Origin of the sequence: Pseudactinotalea sp. HY158, assembly GCF_009660225.1 — a bacterium.
Classification (GTDB): Bacteria; Actinomycetota; Actinomycetes; order Actinomycetales; family Beutenbergiaceae; genus HY158.
The window spans coordinates 51390-72596 of sequence record NZ_CP045920.1 but is presented as its reverse complement, the minus strand read 5'-3'; the positions used below and the strand labels follow the sequence as shown (position 1 = coordinate 72596).

The 21207-nt window shown below is 67.3% G+C and carries 20 protein-coding genes; 8 read left to right on the top strand and 12 right to left on the bottom strand.

Annotated elements, in window-relative coordinates:
* Window positions 1–27: 27 nt before the first annotated feature.
* Window positions 28–480, bottom strand: coding sequence for a PD-(D/E)XK nuclease family protein (locus GCE65_RS00325; RefSeq protein WP_153876976.1), 453 nt, complete (start codon window positions 478–480; stop codon window positions 28–30).
* A 315-nt stretch (window positions 481–795) separates the two neighbouring features.
* On the opposite strand from GCE65_RS00325, the gene GCE65_RS00320 reads away from it, so the two are divergent.
* The 3 genes from GCE65_RS00320 to GCE65_RS00310 all read left to right on the top strand — a co-directional run bounded on the left by GCE65_RS00320 (window position 796) and on the right by GCE65_RS00310 (window position 3672).
* On the top strand, window positions 796–1236 hold the full coding sequence (locus tag GCE65_RS00320) for a hypothetical protein (protein ID WP_228759933.1): 441 nt from the start codon (window positions 796–798) through the stop codon (window positions 1234–1236).
* 85 nt (window positions 1237–1321) lie between these two features.
* Window positions 1322–2860, top strand: coding sequence for a DDE-type integrase/transposase/recombinase (locus tag GCE65_RS00315; protein WP_228759932.1), 1539 nt, complete (start codon window positions 1322–1324; stop codon window positions 2858–2860).
* On the top strand, window positions 2857–3672 hold the full coding sequence (locus GCE65_RS00310; RefSeq protein ID WP_228760029.1) for an ExeA family protein: 816 nt from the start codon (window positions 2857–2859) through the stop codon (window positions 3670–3672). Before GCE65_RS00315 ends, GCE65_RS00310 begins: the two co-directional genes overlap by 4 nt.
* 100 nt (window positions 3673–3772) lie before the next feature.
* Here the strand turns inward: GCE65_RS00310 and GCE65_RS00305 are convergent, their stop codons facing one another.
* From GCE65_RS00305 to GCE65_RS00295, 4 genes are read right to left on the bottom strand one after another with little or no spacing between them, the layout of a single operon-like run.
* Window positions 3773–5365, bottom strand: a complete 1593-nt coding sequence (locus GCE65_RS00305; RefSeq protein ID WP_228760028.1) for a 3'-5' exonuclease — start codon at window positions 5363–5365, stop codon at window positions 3773–3775.
* Entirely contained in the window at window positions 5317–6156 is an 840-nt protein-coding gene (locus GCE65_RS16380; protein WP_228760027.1) for a UvrD-helicase domain-containing protein, read from the bottom strand. Before GCE65_RS16380 ends, GCE65_RS00305 begins: the two co-directional genes overlap by 49 nt.
* A 31-nt stretch (window positions 6157–6187) precedes the next feature.
* On the bottom strand, window positions 6188–8908 hold the full coding sequence (locus tag GCE65_RS00300; RefSeq protein WP_228760026.1) for a site-specific DNA-methyltransferase: 2721 nt from the start codon (window positions 8906–8908) through the stop codon (window positions 6188–6190).
* Window positions 8877–12020: a BPTD_3080 family restriction endonuclease gene (locus GCE65_RS00295; RefSeq protein ID WP_153876974.1), complete on the bottom strand. Its 3144-nt coding sequence runs from the start codon at window positions 12018–12020 to the stop codon at window positions 8877–8879. Before GCE65_RS00295 ends, GCE65_RS00300 begins: the two co-directional genes overlap by 32 nt.
* A 208-nt stretch (window positions 12021–12228) precedes the next feature.
* Here GCE65_RS00295 and GCE65_RS00290 point away from each other — a divergent pair, with 208 nt between their 5' ends.
* On the top strand, window positions 12229–12546 hold the full coding sequence (locus GCE65_RS00290) for a helix-turn-helix transcriptional regulator (RefSeq protein WP_228760025.1): 318 nt from the start codon (window positions 12229–12231) through the stop codon (window positions 12544–12546).
* A gap of 20 nt (window positions 12547–12566) precedes the next feature.
* Here GCE65_RS00290 and GCE65_RS16375 read toward each other — a convergent pair whose 3' ends face one another.
* From GCE65_RS16375 to GCE65_RS00270, 5 genes are all read right to left on the bottom strand, one after another.
* The gene (locus GCE65_RS16375; protein WP_228760024.1) at window positions 12567–12941 is read right to left on the bottom strand and encodes a hypothetical protein; all 375 of its coding nucleotides are present in this window, start codon (window positions 12939–12941) and stop codon (window positions 12567–12569) included.
* Window positions 12942–13328: 387 nt separating this feature from the next.
* Window positions 13329–13958, bottom strand: coding sequence for an aminodeoxychorismate/anthranilate synthase component II (locus tag GCE65_RS00280; protein WP_153876972.1), 630 nt, complete (start codon window positions 13956–13958; stop codon window positions 13329–13331).
* Complete coding sequence (locus GCE65_RS16110; protein WP_194164925.1) at window positions 13955–14116, bottom strand: hypothetical protein; 162 nt, start codon at window positions 14114–14116, stop codon at window positions 13955–13957. The genes GCE65_RS00280 and GCE65_RS16110 overlap by 4 nt, the downstream gene beginning before the upstream one ends.
* Window positions 14117–14902, bottom strand: coding sequence for a class E sortase (locus GCE65_RS00275; protein ID WP_152817962.1), 786 nt, complete (start codon window positions 14900–14902; stop codon window positions 14117–14119).
* Window positions 14899–15690 carry a DUF881 domain-containing protein gene (locus tag GCE65_RS00270; protein ID WP_153876971.1) on the bottom strand — a complete coding sequence of 264 codons (792 nt, stop codon included), beginning with the start codon at window positions 15688–15690 and terminating at the stop codon, window positions 14899–14901. Before GCE65_RS00270 ends, GCE65_RS00275 begins: the two co-directional genes overlap by 4 nt.
* A 93-nt stretch (window positions 15691–15783) precedes the next feature.
* On the opposite strand from GCE65_RS00270, the gene GCE65_RS00265 reads away from it, so the two are divergent.
* Window positions 15784–16029 carry a cell division protein CrgA gene (locus tag GCE65_RS00265; RefSeq protein WP_152817964.1) on the top strand — a complete coding sequence of 82 codons (246 nt, stop codon included), beginning with the start codon at window positions 15784–15786 and terminating at the stop codon, window positions 16027–16029.
* A gap of 682 nt (window positions 16030–16711) precedes the next feature.
* Here the strand turns inward: GCE65_RS00265 and GCE65_RS00260 are convergent.
* Together GCE65_RS00260 and GCE65_RS00255 are read right to left on the bottom strand one after the other, a co-directional pair.
* Window positions 16712–17407: a rhomboid family intramembrane serine protease gene (locus tag GCE65_RS00260; RefSeq protein ID WP_228760023.1), complete on the bottom strand. Its 696-nt coding sequence runs from the start codon at window positions 17405–17407 to the stop codon at window positions 16712–16714.
* A 259-nt stretch (window positions 17408–17666) separates the two neighbouring features.
* Complete coding sequence (locus tag GCE65_RS00255; RefSeq protein WP_152817965.1) at window positions 17667–18188, bottom strand: peptidylprolyl isomerase; 522 nt, start codon at window positions 18186–18188, stop codon at window positions 17667–17669.
* Window positions 18189–18416: 228 nt separating this feature from the next.
* Between GCE65_RS00255 and GCE65_RS00250 the strand changes: the two genes are divergently transcribed.
* The 3 genes from GCE65_RS00250 (at window position 18417) to argS (ending at window position 21202) form a co-directional block, all read left to right on the top strand.
* The gene (locus GCE65_RS00250) at window positions 18417–19118 is read left to right on the top strand and encodes a hypothetical protein (protein ID WP_153876969.1); all 702 of its coding nucleotides are present in this window, start codon (window positions 18417–18419) and stop codon (window positions 19116–19118) included.
* Window positions 19040–19282 carry a YtxH domain-containing protein gene (locus tag GCE65_RS00245; RefSeq protein WP_153876968.1) on the top strand — a complete coding sequence of 81 codons (243 nt, stop codon included), beginning with the start codon at window positions 19040–19042 and terminating at the stop codon, window positions 19280–19282. Before GCE65_RS00250 ends, GCE65_RS00245 begins: the two co-directional genes overlap by 79 nt.
* A 132-nt stretch (window positions 19283–19414) precedes the next feature.
* Window positions 19415–21202 (top strand): arginine--tRNA ligase, encoded by a 1788-nt coding sequence (argS, locus tag GCE65_RS00240; RefSeq protein WP_153876967.1) that lies wholly within the window; start codon window positions 19415–19417, stop codon window positions 21200–21202.
* The last annotated feature ends 5 nt before the right edge of the window (window positions 21203–21207 follow it).

The window sequence follows — 21207 nt, the reverse complement described above, 5'->3', positions numbered from 1 at the left end:
CCCGACGCTGGGAGCTGCCAGTCGGTCTCAGGTGGGCAAGTCTGAACGAGGGCGGCAGATCCCGACAAGATCGCAGCTCTGACACTGTCTGGAGCCAGCCCGGAGGCGAGGTAGGTCGTTCCTTCGCAGGCTGTCCCCGGCGCCCGCGATTCGAGCCCGCACATCCGCGAGGAGAGGGTCTTGGATCACCTCGCGGGTGTTCCTCCCGTCCTCGTCGAGGTTGAGCACCTCGACGAGGTCCGCGCCATCTGCGGTGAGTTCGGCATAGCCGAGCGCATACACATGCAGTTGATCCTGCGTGACTTCCTCGGCCTGCGCTCCAGCAGTGGACTTGAAGTCGACGATCGAAACCTCGTCGGTCGCCAGCCGCTTCACCAGATCGATGCGACCGTCCACAGTGATCCCCGGCGCGACATGGACCTGGATCTGCTTCTCGGAGTGGATGGTTCTAGGCAGATCGTCACCATTGTTGAGCGACACCGTGGCTGACCACGTGTAGGTGGGTTGGCGTCATCGAATATGAGGACGTGTTCGGCGTCGCGGGGGCTGGCCTGGTTCTATGGTCGGCGTCAAGGGCGTGACCACGTTCTGTTGAAGCGCGACGGCCCTCCCATGCTTTGGCGAGCAGGAGGGCCGTCACTTGGTGCTTGGGGGCACCCGATGTTGATGGTAGGTAGCGACCCGGTCGAGGTCGAGCGGTCGCTGGTGTCGGGGGAGTTGTCCTGCCCCTCGTGTCGAGGCGTGCTGGGTCCGTGGGGCCATGCCCGCCAGCGGTCTACGCGCGGGCCGACGGGCATGGTGCGCCATCGTCCGCGGCGGGCGCGCTGTATCTCCTGCGGGGCGACGCATGTCCTGCTGGCCCAGCTTTGGCTGTCGCGTCGGGCGGATGCGGGCGCGGTGATCGGAGCGGCGCTGGAGGCCAAGGCCGCCGGTTCGGGTCATCGGCCGATCGCGGCGGCGCTGGGACGGCCGGCCTCGACGGTGCGGGGCTGGCTGCGCCGCGCGGCCGTCAACGCCGAGCAGGTCCGCGTCGAGTTCACCCGGCTGCTGGGGGCGCTGGACCCGCTGGCGGCAGCGCTGAGGCCGCGGGGCTCAGCGCTGGCTGACGCGGTGGAGGCGATCGGCCGGGCAGCGGCCGCCGCGGTGGTCAGGCTGTCGCTGGTGGCCCCGTGGGAGTTCGCTGCCCGGGTCAGCGGCGGGCGGCTGCTGGCTCCCTCGCTCGGGGTGGGGTGGTGAGCAACACGAGTTGACCCTGGGCAGGGCCATATCGGCCCGCCATGCTCGGCCGGGATGGGTGTTTCCGACGAGGTGAGGGCAAGGGATGAAGCACAAGGACAGACCCGGAGGTAACGAAGCGCGCCGGGCCGAGCGGGCACGAGACGTGGCCCTGTTCCGGTATGCGCTGATCCGCGAGGCGGCGGACGTGTCGTTGACGACCCGCCAACGCGGGGCGCTGGTGCGCCGGCTGGCCGCCGCCGAGCACACCGGCCCGCACGGGCAGAAGGTCCGCGTCTCGCGGGTGAGCCTGGATCGGTGGATCCGAGCCTGGCGTGCTGGCGGGTTCGACGCGCTGATTCCCACCGCCCGGCACGTCGAGCCCCGCACCCCGGCGGCGGTGCTGGAGCTGGCCGCGGCGCTCAAGCGCGAGGTCCCGGGGCGCACCGCAGCGCAGATCGCCAGGATCCTGACCGAGCACGGGACGGGTTCGGTGCCCTCGGACCGGACGCTGCAGCGGCACTTCGCCCGCCTGGAGCTCAACACTCGCCCCGACGGGCAGGCACCGACGGCGTTCGGCCGGTTCGAGGCTGCCGCGTCGAACGAGCGGTGGACCGGGGACGCGCTGCACGGGCCGGTGATCGCCGGGCGCAAGACCTACCTGATGGCGTTCATCGATGACCACTCCCGGGCCCTGACCGGGTATCGGTGGGGCCACAGCGAGGACGCCCTGCACCTGGCCGCCGCGCTGCGCGCGGGGCTGGCCGCCCGCGGCACCCCCGCCGTCCTCTATCTGGACAACGGGGCGGCGATGGTCTCCAAGCAGCTGCTGCGCGCCCTGGCCGTCCTGGGGATCCGGATGACGCACTCCCGGCCGGGCCAGCCGGAGGGCAGGGGCAAGATCGAACGGTTCTTCCGCACCGTCCGCGAGCAGTTCCTCATCGAGCTGACCGCCCCCGGCGCCGCCGAGAAGATCACCGACCTGGCCGCGTTGAACGAGTTGTTCGCCGCCTGGGTGGAGAGCGTCTACCACCAGCGCGTCCACTCCGAGACCGACCAGACGCCCATCGAGCGGTTCCTGGCCGGCGGGACACCCCACCTACCGACTCCGGCTCAGCTGCGTGAGGCGTTCTTGTGGTCCGAGCACCGCGCGGTGACCAAGACCGCCACCGTCTCCCTGCACGGCAACACCTACGAAGTCGACGCCGCCCTGACCGGCCGACGCGTCGAGCTGGTCTTCGACCCCTTCGACCTGACTGACATCACCGTCCGCTACGCCGGACGCGACATGGGCGCCGCCGTCGCTCACCAGGTCGGCCGGCACGTCCACCCCGCCGCCACACCCGCCGAGGCCACCGGCCCGGCGCCGGTGACCGGGATCGACTACCTGGCCCTGGTCCGCGACCGCCACACCACCACCCTGGCCCAGCGCGTCAACTACGCCGCCATGTCCGGCGAGCCACTCACCGACGAGCCCGCCGCCGAGGACGTCAACGCCGCCCTCGCGGCTGACATCGCCTCCTTCGCTACCCACCGCGACCGGCTCGCTGCCGCCACCGGCGACATACCGGTCCTGCCCGGACAGACCGACCTGATCGAACTGCTGGCCACCACTCACGACGACGATCTTCAGGAGACCCAGTGACTCTCGACCGCCTCCAGGCCCACTACGGCTTCACCCGCATGCCCTTCGGCCGAGCCCTGGCCCCCGGCATGCTGCACCGCCACACCGCCCACGCCGAAGCGGTCGCCCGCATCTCCTGGTGCATCGGTGAACGCGCCCTGGGCGTGATCACCGGCGAGGTCGGCGCCGGCAAGACCGTCGCCGTCCGCGCCGCCCTCGCCACACTGGACGCCTCCCGGCACACCACCATCTACATAGGCAACCCCGCCGTCGGCGGCCGAGGCATCTACGGCCAGATCGTCACCGCCCTCGGCGCCGTCCCGCGCTTCCACAAGGCCAGCCTCATCCCCCAGACCGCCGACCTGCTGGCCGCCGAGGAACACGAACGCGGCCGCACCGTCATCCTCATCCTCGACGAGGCCCACCTGCTCACCGCCGAACAGCTCGAGGAACTGCGTCTGCTGACGAACGCCGAAATGGACTCCCACTCACCCTTCGCCTGCCTGCTCATCGGCCAGCCGACCCTGCGCCGCCGGATCAAGCTCGGGACCTTCGCCGCGCTGGACCAGCGCATCGCTCTGCGCTACGCACTGACCGCGATGAACGACGCCGAGACCAAGAGCTACCTGGCCCACCATCTGGCCCTGGCCGGGCGCTCAGACACGCTGTTCTCCGACGACGCTACCGCCCTCATCCACCAAGTCGGGCGCGGCACACCACGAGCGGTCAACAACCTCGCCGTACAGGCACTCGTCGCCGCCTTCGCCACCGGCAAGGCCATCGTCGACGAGTCCTCAGCCCGCGCCGCCGTCACCGAGGTCACCGCCGAATAACCACCCCGACACACTGACCACCACCGCGACACCCTGACCACCAAGGCCCCGCCGGGAACCACCGGCGGGGCCACTTCTCAGCACAATCCGTCCTCACCGATCACGACGCGCACATCATCACCCGACGCGGCCGGCAACAACCATGGCGCTCGAGGTATCGGCCGAGGCTGGCCTGTGCCTCCCGCTCAAGCACCTCCCGAAGCGTGGAGAAGGCGTACGGAGTGTGCAGGTGTCGGGCTACGAGTGCCTCGGCGTCGCTCGAAGTAGCGATATCACCGTCGAGCGCGCGCTTGTGCATCTCGGCGATCGCGTCATGCAGGCCCTTGCCGTACCCGAGTGCCTCATGAATGGGCGGGTTGAAGCCGTACATGAAGCGGAGTTTGAACTGATAGGAACACTCGAACAGGTACTTGAGCTCGGAGAACGAGAGGGACACCTGCGGGAGGTCGATCTTGGACTGTGGGTCCAAGCGGGGAGCAGTCGTGAAGTCCCGCAGGTCGGCGGTCGATACGTGCGGTACGGACCTCACCTCCTGCATGAACTCTGAGGGCTTTCGGTACATCGAGGAGTCCCCGGGTGAGTAGGACATCGTGAGGTACTTCTCCGCCCGTGTGACGGCGACGTAGAAGAGCCGCCTCTCGTCCTCGTTCGTCCCCCGGTAGCGATCGGCATCCGGCACCGCCACTTCGGGGATCACGTGGAAAATACTCAGGCCTCCGTGGCGCTTGCCTGGAAACCGATTGCGCCGCAGGCAGGGAAGGAATACGGCCGGCCACTGCATGCCTTTCGCCCGGTGAACAGTCGAGATGAATACGGCGTCGGGTTGGGCGTAGCCCGCGTCTGCGTCGGCGTCGTCGTAATATCCCGGAGCCTGATGGGTGAGCCAGTCCACGAAGCTGCGGTACTTTTCGGGCGGCTCGGATAGGAAGTTGATGGCTTCGAAGTCCGAGATGACCTGAGAGAACTTCCCCAGTTGGTAGTAGGTCAGCTCACCTTGAACGGGGTCTCCTGGAATCGTCTCCTCGCGGAGATCGAGTGACTCCAGGGCTTGTAGGTAGAGCCGCTGGATGTTGTAGGTGCCCCATCGTTCGTCACGGTCGAAGTCCCGGCCCTCATCGAGCACCGCGATCAGCGGTTGGAGGTCCCTGTCGGCCGGAACAAGGTTCGCACCGCGCCAGACTGCTGTCAGGACGGCCTCGGGGACGTCGCCGACGACGTAATGGAACATCGCCTGCACGGCTTTGATCGCGGGTGCCTCGAACAGTCGCGTGAGCCCTTTGACGAGGTAGGGGATGCCACGGCGGTCCATCTCCTCGACGATCGGACCGGCGTCCTTCGCCACCGATCGGAGCAGCACCCCGAAGTCGGACCAGGAGAGGCCACGAGGCTCGGAATCCGGGGAGTCTTGAAACGGGACTCCTCGGAGCGACTCGATGCGATCGCAGATCGCCCGAGCCTCGTCGTCGGATGTCTCGTGGTCGAGGGCCAGGATGTCTCCGCGCTCCCAGGTCTGGTGCGAGGCGTGGAGCATTCCCTTGGCCAGTCGATGCCCGTCGGGAATGGACTCGGCCACGCTTCGTCCGACGGCGATCACGCCTTCGGTCGAGCGGAAGTTCTCCGCCAGGGTCACCTGCTCGACGTTCTCTAGCGGTCGGCGAAGGTCAGGATATTGGAGACGGCGGAGCCGCGCCATTGATAGATCGTCTGATCGTCGTCGCCGACCACGCAGAGGTTCGCACCGAACCGCACGAGGGCCGCCACGAGGCGCTCCTGGAGCGGATTGACGTCCTGATATTCGTCCACCACCACGAAGCGGACGGCATCACGTACGTGGCCCACGAGTGCCGCCGCATCCGGGTCGTGCTCGTCGGCCTCGAGCAGTTCGACCGCGAGCTCCAGCATCATCGTGTAGTCGAAATACGCATGCTCGCGAAGGAGGGTCTTGTACATGTACTGGGATTCCAGCACCTGCGCCGGTACGAGGTCCTTGTCGGCGTCGTCTTCAGCGAGCACGGAGAGGACCTGCGCGTAGAGGCCGGAGTTGACGTAGCGCCGCAGATTCCTGGTCTCTCCCTTGACGACCGCGGGCGTGAGGGTCAGGCCCGACCGCCGGCTGTTGCGGTCGATGAGGAGCCGCTGGGTGATCTCCGTGAGGACCGAGTACTTGAAGGTCTGGGGCACGTGAGTCTGCAGAACGTCGAGGCAGTAGGCGTGCATCGTGCCGATGAACATCTCCGCCAGGCCGGTCGTGTCCCCGCCGTCGGCTCCGACGATGCCGAGGACACGCTCCTTCAACTCGGCGGCGGCCTTCTCGGTGAAAGTGAACGCCACGATGTTCGACGGCGTGACGCCGGGGCGCTGGAAGATCTCCGCGATCCGCTGTGAGATCACTTGGGTCTTGCCCGATCCCGCGCACGCGATGATCTGCAGCGTCCGATCATGGCTCGCGATCGCCTGCGCCTGCGCAGCGGTGTACGAGTGCACTGTTCCTCCTGTCGACTCCGAACGGTCTCGGCTAGGAGACGTCGAAGACCTTCATGACCTCATCGCCGTAGTCGTTGATGACCTTGACGGCGATCTGGCCGGAGGCCGGCTTGTCGAACGGGCGGGAGACGGTGCCGTACATCGTCGCCCAGGCGTCGGCGTCGATCTCCGCCTTGAGCGCCGTCTTGAGCCGCTTGAGCGGATCGTTGCCACCTGTGAAGTAGCAGTGCCGTACGAAGAACGACTCACCGTTGTAATCGGTGTCGACCATCCACAGCGCGATCTTGTCCGCGTTGTCGGAGCGAACCTCGCCGGTCGTGGGGTCGTAGACGTCGACGCCGTGTAATTCGACCGTGAGCCGGTCGTCCTCGACACGATGGAGCTCGATGTCGGGCTCGCCGAAGACCGTGAAGAGGTTGGCCGCCTTGGTCTTCTTCAGGGCCTCGCCCATGAGGAGGTCGACGTTCATGCGGACGAAGAGCACCTGCACCTTGCCGATGGAGCGCTCGGCGACGTGCGTGAAGCCGTCCTCGGTCTCGAGTGTGACGCCATCGTCGCTCACACCCATCGCCTGCGGATCGAATGCGAATCCGAGCACGCACAGGAGATCGATGCCCTCGGCGCGCAGTGCCTCGCGGGCAGCGTCCTTGATGAACTCCTGACTGACGGTTCCATACTGAGGTCCGATCGCGATCGCGACACGGGAGGGGGCGGCGTCCGGCTCATCCACTGCGGCCCTGCGTTCTCCAACCGCCTGCACATGCAGCCCTGGAAACCGATCGAAGGTGGCGAACTCGATCCGCTCGGACTTGGTCCCGGTCTGGATTCCGGACTTGGCGAGGTTCTCGAGGATCGTCTGCTCGAACGTCTGAGCGTCGGCCCCACGATCAGCTGCTACTTCTCCACCGGACTGTCCCGACTGCTCGAAGGCAAGGGCGCGGTGGGGTGAAAGGGACTCCACCGTGAACGGCCCCGACACCCGCACCCGCCTCTTGTCTTCATACGGCCGGTCGTAGAGGTATTCAAAGTCTGCGTGTCGCCCGATTGCTGCTTCAATCTCCTGGCGAGACATCCCCTCATGAATATCCGGATTATTTACAATCGATCTAAGAGTAATGTGCTGCACGCGCTCATATACGAAGCCGTTTCGAATGTCATGGCTCAATTTAGTCGCTGACGTCGGACGACCCGCAATCTCCTGCGCCTTCACGCGACCCGCTTGGGAGTCGGCGAGCAGGTAGTACGGGTAACGCGCCCCCATCAGTCGCTGGCGAGCGAGGGCGAGCGCAACACGCGAAGTGTCGATCGTGATCCAGCGGCGTCCCCATTGTTCAGCAACGTGTGCTGTAGTTCCCGAGCCGCATGTGGGGTCGATTACAAGGTCGCCCGGATCGGTAGACATGAGCACGCATCGTTCAATTGCAAGTGCAGCGGTCTGAACAACGTAGTACTTCTCTTCTCCCTTTAAGTATCCTCCGAGCTGAGTATCTATCCAGTAATTCCCAAGACCCGATACCGGAAAGTCCGCAAAATAACGCCGATACAATAGCGTCGTACCGGCATTCGCGAGACGATTGGCATACGCGAGCCTCCTCAACCCGGCCTGATTGGTCTTCCAACCGCCTGACCGTGGCCTGTACACATCGCCCTGCCAGATGAATTCCCCTTGGGTCGCGACACTTCCGCTCTGTGACACCATGTCTCCAAGCGCGAGGAGTTTTCCATCAATCACACCCGATTTGCGCTCACCGCTCGAGAGATTACGGATTTTGCCATCGTCAGTTTCGACTTTTCTGTAGGTGCCATACATCGCCGAAGGTTCTTTCTGCAAGAACAATGGCCGATACTTTGTCGCGTCTCTATCCTTCCCATACCAGATGATGTAATCATAGGTTGCTGGAATGAACTCACTTGTCTGACTTGTAGTTTTCGTAAAGGCAATCTGGTTAATGAAATTTGCGCTACCAAATACCTCATCCAAGAGAGACCTAACCAGATGTGAATTTTCATCACCGATCTGAACGAAGACGCTGCCACTTTCAGTCAGCAGGTCGCGTGCCACCATCAATCGGTCGCGCAGGTACGATAGGTAGGAGTGGATTCCGAGTTCCCACGTGTCACGGAAGGCCTTGATCTGTTCGGCCTCGCGTGCCGCATCCGAATCCTTGCCGTCCTTCACATCGCGTTTGCGAGCGGAGGCCTGCCAGTTCGAACCGAACTTGATGCCGTACGGCGGATCGATGTAGATCATCTGGACCTTGCCACGGAGTGCCTCCCGCTCGGCGAGGGAGGCCATCACCTGGAGAGAGTCGCCCAGGATCATTCGGTTCGACCAGTTCGCCTGATGCTGGTAGAAGTCGACGGAATCGAGGTCGTCAAGTCCGTCGAAGGTATCGAAGAGGGTCGCCTCGGGCTCCGGTTCGCCGGCTGTGGCCGTCTCGCGAAGGTTCTCCACGAGCACACGGGCGTCGATCTTCTCCTGGATATAGATCGGCGGCGCGTCCGCGACCAACTCGGTTACGTCGCGGTCGTACTTTCCGCGCCACACGAGCTGCGGGTCGAGCGACGGATCTCGTTCGTACACGACCGTCGGCACCTGGCGATGTTCGTCCGGCACCCACTCCTGGGCGTCCGCCGTCGGGATGTTGAGGCGCTTGTCCGGGTGCTGAATGACGTCGATCGGGATCGGACCCGACGGCGTCTTCTTGCGTGGTGGCACGTCAGGCCGCCCCTCTCCCTGGTCGGTCGGCACGGGCGTAGTCGAGGAGGTCGTGGTCGCCAATGATCGGTTCATCGTCGTAGAGGGCCGCGATGGCGTCCTTCACCTGGCCCATCAGGTCGCCGATCGCCGTGAACTCGATATAGCCCCATCGGCCGAAGCCACCGTGGTTGTTCACCGCAGCGCACCAGGAGTCGCGGGCGGTATCGGCCTTCGTGTGCGTAGGTCCTGGACTCTTCTGGCCGCCCGAGATCTCCACGATGAGGTACCGGTCCACGTCCCCCTCGCGTGGCCGGATCTTGAGCAGGAAGTCCGGTACGTACTGATGTGAGCGTCCTTTATGCACGTACGGGATCGTGAAGCCGAGGCGTTCGTTCTTCACATACGCCTCGACGTCGGCGATCGACTCGCAGACGGCCGCCATCTCGGCCTCCCAGGTGTTGCCGTCGATACCGTCGAGCACCACGTGCGAGATCTCGGACTTCTCGGTCACGATGGTCGACTTGCGCGTTTGAAACTCGACCTCACCCGTGTCCCCCTCCGGGTCGAACGGATCGAGCACTGCGCGGATCTTCGGAAGGCGATTCGCGTTCTGCCAGGTGATCGCCTCGTAGACCGCGTCCGCGAGCTTCGCCTGGACCTCCGCCCATCGGAGGGCATTGTGGTAATCGGGCGCGACGTCCACGAATCGCTCGATGAAGTCTCGCGTGATTCGAACCAGGCGTGGGAAGAGCCACAGTCTCACATCACCTGCACCCGATCGCAGATGCTGCTTTATCAACTTTTTCGCCACGTTGTAGGCGACCGTCTGATGACGCACCTTTTCGGATGCGGACAGAGAGTCGTACTCTTCGTCACCTGCGACACCCCCGGATCTGGTCCAGGTCGGTACCGTTTCCTTCCCAACGTAGAACCGGTTGACATCCTCGTCGTCGTCGATCCAGGGAACCTCGTCCGGCACTTCAAGTCGGTAACCGACGAGGCGTGGGAACCGGATACGCAGGTGCTCACGGCCCGGCACGCTGTACACCTCGGTCGCCGGCTTCGGTGGATCGACCGGCGGAGGGTTCTTGTCCGAGGGGATGAACGCGAAGGGGATGCCGTAGACGTTCGCGTATTCGGGTTCGAAGCGGCCCTCCTCGTTCAACGCGTAGGACCGACGGCGCAGGCCTCGGCCCACGACCTGCTCGCACAGGAGCTGCGAACCGAACGCGCGTACACCGAGGATGTGACTGACGGTGTTGGCGTCCCATCCCTCGGTGAGCATCGAGACCGAGACGACGCATCGGACGTGTTCACCGAGACTGCCCTTCTTGCCCACGGTGTTCATCACTTCCCGCAGGAGGTCCCCCTCACCGATGGCATCGACATCCGCACCCGGGTACCGGCGGCGATACTCCTGCTTGAACGCCTCGATCTCCTCGGCCGCATCGGCCAGGAACTCCTTCGTCAGAGCCTCGCCGGACTCGAGCTGAACCGAGTCGATGAGGATCGTCGGCGGGCGCGCCACGGCGCGACCGGAGTCGATGTTGGTGAACAGCGGAAGGCGCCCGGCTTTGACCACGGGAGTGCCGTCCGACGTAAGGACCGGGTTTCCCTCGCCGTCGTGGGAGGGTCCGCCGGCGATCCAGTCGTAGATCAGCTTGGACACCACGGTGTTGTTCGCCACGACGATGAAGACCGGTGGCGGCTCACCCAACGGCTTGAGCAGTTCCTCCCACCGCGCATACGACTTCTCGTACGAGCGATACAGGCTCTCGAGCGCCCCCTGGAGCTCCGCCGGAATCTGCCACGTTCCGGGAAGCGTTGTCGCCGTCCTCCGCTTGGGGAGAACACCCGGCCTACCCAGGTGGTCCCAGAGACGAAGGTAGGTCACGCGGTCGTCCTCAGCGTCGTCGTCGACCGGAGTTCGCGGCACCTTGACGATGCCGGCCTCGATCGCGTCCATGAGGGAGTAGTCGCAGACCGTCCAGGGGAAGATGAGCCCCTCCCGGTACCCGGAACCAGCGATATAGAAGGGGGTAGCCGAGAGGTCGTAGACGGTCTTGAGCCCTACGCGGTCCATGGCCCACTGAAGGCCGGTGAACCACGTGCCCGCCTCCTTGTTCGCCTCCTTCTGATCCTTGGTGAGTTTCGCCGACCCTTCCGGGTTGTAGCGATAGCAGTGGTGCGCCTCGTCGTTGAACACGATGATCTCGCTTCCCGCTGTCTTCCGTCGGCCCCCGCCCGGCAGGGTGAAGCCGCGCAGCACGCGCGAGATGACGGCATCGGGCGACTCCCGAAATGGATCATCGGTCGTACCCGCTGCGTCACCGAGGAGGATCTGCCGAGTCGTCCGATGGACCCCCCGGATCTCCTTCGCGTCCCGCGGCTGAAACGCGTGATAGTTCGTGACAACCACCTGCGCCTCGCGCAACGCCTTCTGATACTGCGCCGGTACGAGTTCACGCAGGTCGTAGTAGTTGCCGGGTTCACCGGGCTGGAGCACGCGTAGCCGATCACGGATCGTAATGCCGGGCGTCACAACGAGGAAGCGCTTGGCGAACCGCGCATCACGCGGGTTCATCACCTTGTTGATGGCCTGCCATGTGACGAGCATGGCCATGACGACGGTCTTGCCGGAGCCGGTCGCCATCTTGAGCGCAAGCCGCGGCAGGCCCGCGTTGTGCTCGTCGTTCCGTTCCCTCAACGGCCCACGCCAGTCCGGATTCCCTTCCCGGCCGGCCGACTCGGCGAGGTAGATCGCGGTCTCGACCGCCTCGCGTTGGCCGAAGAGCACCCGGTTCTCTCGGTGCGGATCCGCCCAGTGCTCGAGCAGGGTGCGGGTGACTGGGGTGACGTGAGCGTAGCCGCGTGAACGCCAGAGTTCGACCTCGCGCCGCAGGTCGTTGATGAGTTCATTGCGATCCGCCCGCTCACCGGTGAGAGACAGGTCCAGTTCGCGCTGCAGGCCGGTGCCGGTGCCCGCGCCGGACGCACCCCTCTTCCTCTCCCTCGCGATCGGGATGAAGCTCATACTCGCTCGGCGCCCCGGCTCGATCCTCCCCGTCGGTCCGTTCGCCCCGAACTCGAAGTGATGGGCCGGAGGGTCGTAGGGGCCGTTGAGGATGGGATTGGAGAGCGAGGCCCCGCTGCCCTCACTCATGGCCGGACCAACCGAGGATCTCGCCGGGCCTCCGTGGCGACGGTGCGTAGGAATCGATCGGCATCGGTCTTCGCGAACCCTCCTCGGCGTCCCTCAGTGGACCGGCGCATCCGTCGGGTACGGACGCGATCGTCCTCGAGCACGCCATGTTCACAAGGCATTGTTTACATGGCAGACATTAGCGCACGAGGGCAACATGGTTGGACGCGTGCCCAGCGAGTCCCCCGTCGAAGCTCAGCTCGCGCTGATGCTCGCACTCCGACTTCGCCATCAGCGCGAGGCCGTCGGGCTCACCCAAGAGACGGCCGCAGAGCGGGCACGAATCAGTCGAAACCACTACCAACTACTCGAGTCCGGCTACTCCGACCGGGCGAAGGGAACTCCGGCCAATCCGCGGCTCTCCACGCTGTTCGACCTGGCACATGCGCTCGACTGCACGGTCGTCGATCTGATCAGCGGACTCGCGCAGCCGGCGGTCATCGAGGCGCATACTGCAGTGGACGACTCAACCCGGCCGAAACGGTGAGGCGACCACGTGATGCGCGGTCAGCTCAGGTGCCGCCTGATCTCGCCCATGAGAGTCGGGCAGGGGTCGGCCATTGACCGGCGGGATGCCCGGAGCACGCCCCAGATCTGCTTCAAGGGCTCGCCGGCGATGTAATATCGGCCCCGCCGTTCACCGATGGCATCGAGCAGTCCGAGCGCTGCAGCGCCCACCAGGTCCCGCGTTGCCGTGCGGTCGTCGAGCCCGGTGAGCTTCACGTACGACGGCCGGGTCACGCGCAATCCCAGCAGCGCATCGAAGAGCGCGCTTCCCAGCCTGCCATCGAGCCGGTGACCGGTCAGCAGCTTATCGAGATGGCGCCAGATGGTCTCCGCCTCGTCCATCACGAATCCCGGCTCGGTCGCCACATTGAGCATACGTGAGCACGCGACGGTATCCGACGATTTCGGCCCAGGTCGCCTCGTCTGCCGTCAACGGCGGTCCATCGTCGACGGCCGTGACCGCGTCCCCGTCGCTCACGAGGTATCCCTCGATGGTGTTCGACCCCGGGATGGCCTTCGCTGCTGAGGTGCGGCGGAGTAGGCCGTTCCAACGCTTGGGTGCGCGAAGAACGTCCGCCAACGAGGCGCGAAGGGCACGGGTCTCGGTGATGACGTGCTGACCTTCAAGATCCGGGTCGGGTGTCCGATAGAGCCTCATCGGCGTCCTTATGTCTCGTATTAAAGGACAAGTCTGGTCCTGGACTACGATGCGTGTCACTTAATAAGAGACAAAGCGACACGGTGACGCGCCCCCGCAGGTGCTCAGCCCGCCGCGAGCCCCGGACTCAAGCCCTCGGCCGTCTCGACCGCCCCGGCGACCCCCGCGAGTTCGAGCCAGTTCGCCAGCAGCCGGTGCCCGCCGGTGGTGAGCACCGACTCGGGGTGGAACTGCACGCCGTGCAGGGGCAGCTGGCGGTGCGCGAGGCCCATGATCACCCCGTCGGGGGTGGTCGCGGTGACCCGCAGCTCCCCGGGCACCGTGCCGGTGCGCACGGCGAGGGAGTGGTAGCGGGTCGCGACCATCTCGGCCGGCAGCCCCGCGAACACCCCGGTGCCGTCGTGCTGGATCCGCGAGGTGCGCCCGTGCATGAGCTGCGGCGCGTGACCCACCTCGGCCCCGAACACCTCCGCGAGCGCCTGGTGCCCGAGGCAGACCCCGAGGAGGGGCTTCACGTCCCGAGCGCACGCGGCGATGAGCTCCTCGCTGCGCCCGGCCTGCGCGGGCGTGCCCGGTCCGGGCGAGACGAGCACCGCATCGGCGAGCTCGTAGGCGCCGGTGAGGGCTGCGTCGTCACAACGCAGAACCTGCGTGACGGCCCCCAGCTGCTCGAGGTAGCCGACGATCGTGAAGACGAAGCTGTCGTAGTTGTCGACGACGAGAACGCGCCTCATGCGCCGTCGATCGTGTTCTCACCGAGGGGAAGGAGCGGGTAGGCCCACGGGAACACGTACTCGAACAGCACGTACACGATCGCCGCCACCACGAGCAGGAGGAAGATCGCCTTGAACCAGGCCGGCCCGGGCAGGCCGCGCCACAGTGCTCCATACATCTACAGACTTCCTTCCGGCAGGTCGGCGGGTCGGCCATCGGACAGGTCCGTCCAATAGTCGAGCTCGGCGTGCACGATCCAACGTTCCTTGATCGACCAGAGCGGGTGGCACGTGGTCAGGGTGAGCAGCTGCTGCTCGGGCGCGGCCCCGGGATCGAACGGGTTCGCCGCGATCACGCGGGTGTCGGTGGGTTTGACGATCTCGTGGCTGCTCACGCGGTAGACGTAGAAGGCGTCCTTGGTCTGCACGATGAGCGGATCGCCCTCCTTGAGCTCCTCGACGTACCGGAACGGCTTGCCGTGGGTCTGCCGGTGGCCGGCGAGCGCGAAGTTGCCCAGTTCCCCGGGCACCTGGGTCTCCGGGTAGTGGCCGACGTATCCGTCGTTGAGCACGTCGAGGCCGACGCCGTCGGTGATGGGCATCCGGTAGTCCTCGCCCCACCGGGGCACGTACAGCACCCCGATCGACCCCTCCTTGACGCTCGCCACGGGCGCGTCGCCGGTCTGCTCGGGCGCGACGGTGTCGGGCACGGGCGGCAGCGACTGCTCGAACACCTCGATGTGCCCGGCGGCCTCCCGCGCGCCGATGACGTCGGTCCAGTACACCTGCCACACCACGAACAGGCCGATGATGAGGCCGGCGGTGATGAGCAGCTCCCCGAACACGCCGACGATGATCGAACCGACCGAGGCGCGCCGACGACCGTGGTGCGCACGCCGGGACTTGCGCGAGGGAAGCGGCTCCGGCTCGGTGTTGAGCTCGAAGACGTCGTACACATCTGTCATGGAGTGGACCCGTTCGCAGGTGAGGGTTCTGTTGTAGGCAGGGTAATGGGTTCCTGCCCGGGCTTGTGCGCATAGGCCATCGCGATCGACCCCTCGGCCGCCGGGAACTCCAGCTCCGACTCCTCGTCGAGCGACCAGCCCAGCTGGAGCGCCTCGACGTAGTCGAGGTAGAGGGCCACCGGTGCGCTGCTCACGAGCACGCGCCGCAGCTGGGCCGGATCCCCGATCGCCGCGATCGCGTACGGCGGGGAGTAGACCGACCCGTCGATGAGCAGCACGTTGCCCACGCAGCGGATCGAGGAGGTGGCCGTGACGCGGTGCCCCTGCACCGTCATGGCCTCGGCGCCGCCCGCCCACAGCCCGTTCATCACGCCCTCGAGGTCCTGCTGGTGCACCACGAGATCGTCCGGCTGAACGCCCGGGGGCAGGGTGTCGCGCCGGGGCGCGTCCCACAGCTTGACGACGACGCCCGGTCCCGTGACCGCGGATCGTCCCGCCGCGTACTCCACCTCGGGATCGGGGCCGGCCTGACTGAACTCGTCGGCCGAGGCCACGAGATCGGCCACCTCCGCTCGAAGCTCGATCACGTCGGCGTTGGTCTGTTCGAGCCGGTCCCGTTCGACCCGCACGAGGTCGACGAGGTTCTCCGGGCGGCGGGTGTCGGCCTCCGCGAAGAGTCGCGCGTTGGTCGCGAACAGGATGCCCGCGAGCACGCCCACGACGGCCAGACTCCAGTGCCCGGTGCGGCGCGCGCGGCCCCGGCGCGGCGGCGGCACTGTTCCCGACATGGCGCCAGTGTAGGTGCCGATCCCGACAGTGGCCGAGGGGGAACGCATTCTCCCCTAGAATCGGGGCAGTCTGCATCACTGAGGAGTAGTGGCATGCCCAAATCGAAGCCCCGCAAGAAGTCGACCTACACGCCGCCACCGGCATCGACCGAGGCCGTACCGAATCCGGTCTGGTGGGTTCCGGTCATGGTCACGCTCGGCCTCGTCGGCCTGGCCTGGATCGTCGCGACCTACGTGTTCAACGGTCAATACCCCGTCCCCGGCATCGGCAACTGGAACCTGGGCATCGGCTTCGCCCTCGTGTTCGCCGGGTTCATCATGACCATGCGCTGGCGCTGAGCGCCCACCCCTCGCCCCTGTCCGAGTCGGGACCATGACGGTCCCGGCCCGGACGGCTCCCTCCCGCAGCGGTCCCGTCGACGACGACGCTCCCCGGACCACGCGGCCCTCACGATCCTGACGATACTGGCGGCCCTCACGATACTGACGGCCCCGACGGCGCTCACCCGCATCGAGGGCACCGACGCCGCATCCACAGCGCCCGCAGTGCCCACAGTGCCCACAGTGCCCATGGCGCCCGGCCGGCCCGCCCGCCGGACGGGTCCCCACCCGGGCGCACTCTCATGGCGTCGATCCGCAGCGCGGAAGACACGTGAGGATGCGGGGTGCGATCTCCGCGGGCGCCCGCCCGGGCTCGGCGCCGACCGCTGTCACCCGCAGGTTCTTCGTACATCTGTACACAGCGTTACCCACAGCTGTGGAATTACAGCCGTGTGACTATCCCCAGGTGTGGACACAGCTGTGGATAACTGGGGATAAGGGCGGCCCCACCGGTGGATATCCGCCACGTCGCCGTGGATGAACCTGAGGATGACGCCGCAACCTGTGGATAAGCATGGGGCTCTGTGGACAGCTGTGGACAACCCTGTGGACGGCGTCGCGGCGACCGGTCGCCGTCCTCGCGCACGACGAACGGCCGACCCCCGCACGGATGCGGAGGCCGGCCGTCGAGGAGCGGGTGCTACTTCACGGCGTACATCGCGACGAAGCCCGCGACGAGGGCGGCCGCGACGGCGACGACACCGATGACGCCGCCGACGTGCTGACGCTCGCGCGGCAGCTTGGTGAACAGGAGCCCGAGCACGCCACCGGTGATGAGGCCACCGACGTGCGCCTGCCAGGAGATCCCCGCGATCACGAAGGAGATCACCACGTTGATCCCGATGACCACGAGGATCTGTTGGGCATTGCGCCCGGTCTTGCGCAGCACGAGCGCGATCGCCCCGAACAGCCCGAACACGGCCCCGGAGGCGCCGACGACGCCCTGATACCAGCTGTCTGCCGAGGGGCCCGCCGAGAAGACCACGACCGCGAGGCTGCCGCCGATGAGGCTGAGGAGGTACAGGGCGATGAACCGCCAGCGCCCGAGCATCTTCTCCAGGAACGGGCCCACGATCCACAGCGCGTACATGTTGAACGCGATGTGGAAGATGCCCGCGTGCAGGAACCCGCTCGTGACGATCCGCCAGGGCTCGGTCTCGCCGACCACGGGCGCGAACATCAGGTTCCATGTGAGGCCGGGAACGACGTAGCCGAGCAGGAACAGGGCCACGTTGATCCCGATGATCACCTGGGTGACCACGGGGTGACGGCTCGGCGTGATCCGGCCGCCGAGCACCGTGCGCTGGGCCGGCACCTGCTTCTGGGCGGCGCGCACGCAGTCGATACAGTGCACGCCGACCGGCGCCTGCCGCTGGCACTCCGGGCAGACCGGCCGGCCGCAGCGCTGGCAGCGCACGAAGCTGACCCGGTCGGGGTGACGCGGGCAGACCGGCTGCCCCTGCCCCGGGGACCCCGGAGTGCCGCCGCCCGGGCCGCCGGACCATCCCGCCGACGGCGGCGGAACCTGGCCCGGCTGCTCGGGGCGCCACCCGGGATTGGGGGCGGAGGGGTAGTCGGTCACCTGATCGGCCGAATCAGTCGACGATCTCGATCGAGTTGATGACGATGTCCTGCACGGGGCGGTCGTTGCGTCCCGTGGCGGCGTTGCCGATCGTGTCGACGACGGCCGTCGAGGCCTGGTCCTTCACCTTGCCGAAGATGGTGTGCTTGCCCTGCAGCCACGTGGTCGGTGCGGTGGTGATGAAGAACTGGGAGCCGTTCGTGCCCTTGCCCATCCGCTTGCCGGCATTCGCCATGGCGAGGATGTACGGCTGGGTGAAGTCGAGCTCGGGGTGGATCTCGTCGTCGAAGGTGTAGCCGGGGCCGCCGGTGCCGGAGCCGAGCGGGTCGCCGCCCTGGATCATGAAGTTCGGGATGATGCGATGGAAGATCGTGCCGTCGTAGAGCGGCTCGGTGCTCTCCACACCGGTTCCGGGGTGGGTCCAGCTGCGGTCACCGCGCGCCAGCTCGACGAAGTTCTGCACCGTCTTGGGGGCGTGGTTGGGCAGCAGCTCGACGACGATGTCGCCTTCGGAAGTGTGAAAGATAGCGTCCATGCCGCCTATTCTCGCATCCACCACCGCGGACGGCACACCAGCGGCACACGGGCGACACACCGCCGGCCCCGCCGATCGGCACCGCGATGCGCTCGGGTCCGCGTGTCCGCTGCGCGGGCATCCGCCGATAGCCGTATGCGAAAGAACACTCCAGATGGCACGATAGGGAGAGTTCCACAGAATCGACCGCTCCCCGCGACCACGCGGCGGACAACGCAAGGGGCAGATATGTCGCAGAAGAAGCTCTCCACCGATCAGGTCCGCGATGGTGCGAACGAGGCCGGCAAGGCTGCTCGGCAGTTCGCCGACGACGCGAAGGAGTGGGCGGGCCCCAAGGTGGAGGCCGCGATCGAGTGGGCCGGGCCGCGGGTCGACAAGGCGTGGCGCAGCGGCGTCGAGGTGACCGCCCCGAAGGTCGCCGAGCTGGCCGAGAAGAGCAGGGGCGCGGTCGACATCGCCCATGACAAGCTCGTCGACTCCGTGCTTCCGCGCGTGGTCACCGCGATGGAGGACGCCGCGAACGCGGCCAAGGCCGGGGCCGACGCCGCCGCCGACAAGGCGGCCGACAAGGCGGCGTCCGCGCTGAGCATCGTGGAGAAGGCCGCGAACGAGCAGACCAAGAAGAAGAGCAGCGTGGGCAAGGTGCTCGGCTGGACCGCCGTCGGCGCGGCCGTCGCCGGGGCCGGCGTGCTCATCTGGCGCCGCACCCAGCCGGTCGACGACCCGTGGGCGGAGGAGTACTGGGACGACGTCCCGGCCGCCCCGGCCGCCCCGGCCGACCCGGCCGCGGAGCCCCCCCCCCCCGCCCCGCGGTCGAGGCCAAGGACGCCGCCGACAAGGCGGCCGGGGCCGTGGCGGAGAAGACCGGCGACGCCGCGGGCAAGGCCGCCGAGGTCGCCGGCGACGCGAAGGCGGCCGCCGCGGACGTGAAGGACGCCGCCGCGGAGAAGGCCGGGAATGTGAAGGACGCCGCCGCGGACAAGGCCAAGGACGCGGGCAAGGCGGCCGAGAAGGCCGCGACCGAGGCGAAGGACAAGGCCAAGGACGCCGCCGACAAGGCGACCGGGGCCACCCGCCGAGACAAGAAGGCCTGACCCCGGGCAGGTCGCGGCCCGGCCCCGGAGGCGGCGGTCCCCCGGGGCCGCCGCCTCCGGCGTGCCGGCCGGCAGGTCGACGGGCAGGTCGGCCCAGCGCGCGAGGTCGCCGGGCGATGGAAGAATGGTCGCGTGACCTCCTCCGTGCCCTCCCTCGCCCAGCGCCTCGATGACACCCTCGCCCGCGCCATCGCCGCGGCCTACCCCGAGCAGGCCGGTGCCGATCCGCTCGTGCGACCCTCGGATCACGCCGACCTCCAGGCCAACGCGGCCCTGGCGCTGGCGAAGAAGGTCGGGGCGAACCCGCGGCAGGTCGCCACCCGGATCGTCGAGGAGCTCGGCCGGGCCGGCCTCATCGGATCGGTCGAGATCTCCGGACCCGGATTCCTCAACCTCACCCTCTCCGACGCCGCCCTGTGGGACCAGGTGCGCGAACGGCTGGACGACGACCGCCTCGGCGTGCCGGCGAGCCGGGCGGGGACCCGCACGGTCGTCGACTACTCGGGGCCGAACATCGCCAAGGAGATGCACGTCGGGCACCTGCGCTCCTCGATCATCGGCGACTCCATCGCCCGCATCCTCGGCTTCCTCGGCTCCGACGTCGTGCGGCAGAACCACCTGGGGGACTGGGGCACCCAGTTCGGGATGCTCATCCAGTTCATCGACGAGAACCCCGACGTCGCCTGGCGCGCCGAGGAGCTGAGCGACACCTCCCCGGTCTCGGCGCTCGACGGCCTCTACAAGCGGGCCCGCGCCCGCTTCGACGCCGACGAGGACTTCGCCGACCGCGCCCGGGCCCGCGTCGTGGCCCTGCAGGCCGGCGACCCGGCCACCCTGGCCACCTGGCGCGAGATCGTGGACCAGTCGCAGCGCTTCTTCTCCGAGGTGTACGGCCGGCTCGGGCTCCAGCTCACGCCCGCCGACGCCGCCGGGGAGTCGTTCTACAACCCGATGCTGCCCGTCGTGGCCGCCGAACTCGCCGACGCGGGCGTGGCGGTGGAATCCGACGGCGCGCTCGTATTCCTCTCCGAGGAGGTCACGGGTCCGGACGACAAGCCCGCCGCCCTCATGGTGCGCAAGTCCGACGGCGGCTACGGCTACGACACGACCGACCTGGCGACCCTGCGCTACCGCGTGCGCGACCTCGGGGCCGACCGCATCCTCTACGTGGTGGGCGCGCCGCAGGCGCTCCACTTCCGGCTCGTCTTCGAGGCCGCCACGAAGGCCGGCTGGCTGCACGACGGCGTCGGCGCGGCCCACGTCCCCTTCGGATCCGTGCTCGGCGCCGACGGCAAGCCCTTCAAGACCCGCGCGGGGGTCTCGGCCAAGCTCATGGACCTGCTCTCGGCGGCCGTCGACGCCGCCCGCGCGGTCGTGCGCGAGGCCGCCGAGGAGAAGGGCGCCGACCCCGACGACCCCGCCCTCGACCTCATCGCCGAGCAGGCCGGGATCGCGGCGATCAAGTACGCCGACCTCTCCTCCAACCGGATCAAGGACTACACGTTCGACCCCGAGCGGATGGTCTCCTTCCACGGCAACACCGGCGTGTATCTGCAGTACGCGCACACCCGGCTCGCATCGATCCTGCGGAAGGCGGCCGAGCGAGGCCTCGAGGTCGAGGCGAGCGCCGCCGTCCATGCGCTGAGCGAACCGCTCGAGAGCGCCGAGCGGGCCCTCGCGCTCCAGCTGGACCAGTTCGGGGCCGCGGTCGAGACCGTGGCCGGCACGCTCGAACCACACACGCTGTGCACCTACGCCTACGAGTTGGCACGCACGTTCACCGAGTTCTACGACCAGTGCCCGGTGCTCGCCTCCTCCGGGGCGGTGCGGGAGCGGCGGCTGCTGCTCGTGGACCTGACCCGCCGGACCCTGGCGCGCGCGCTCGACCTGCTCGGCATCGCCGCCCCCGAGCGAATGTAGGCGGA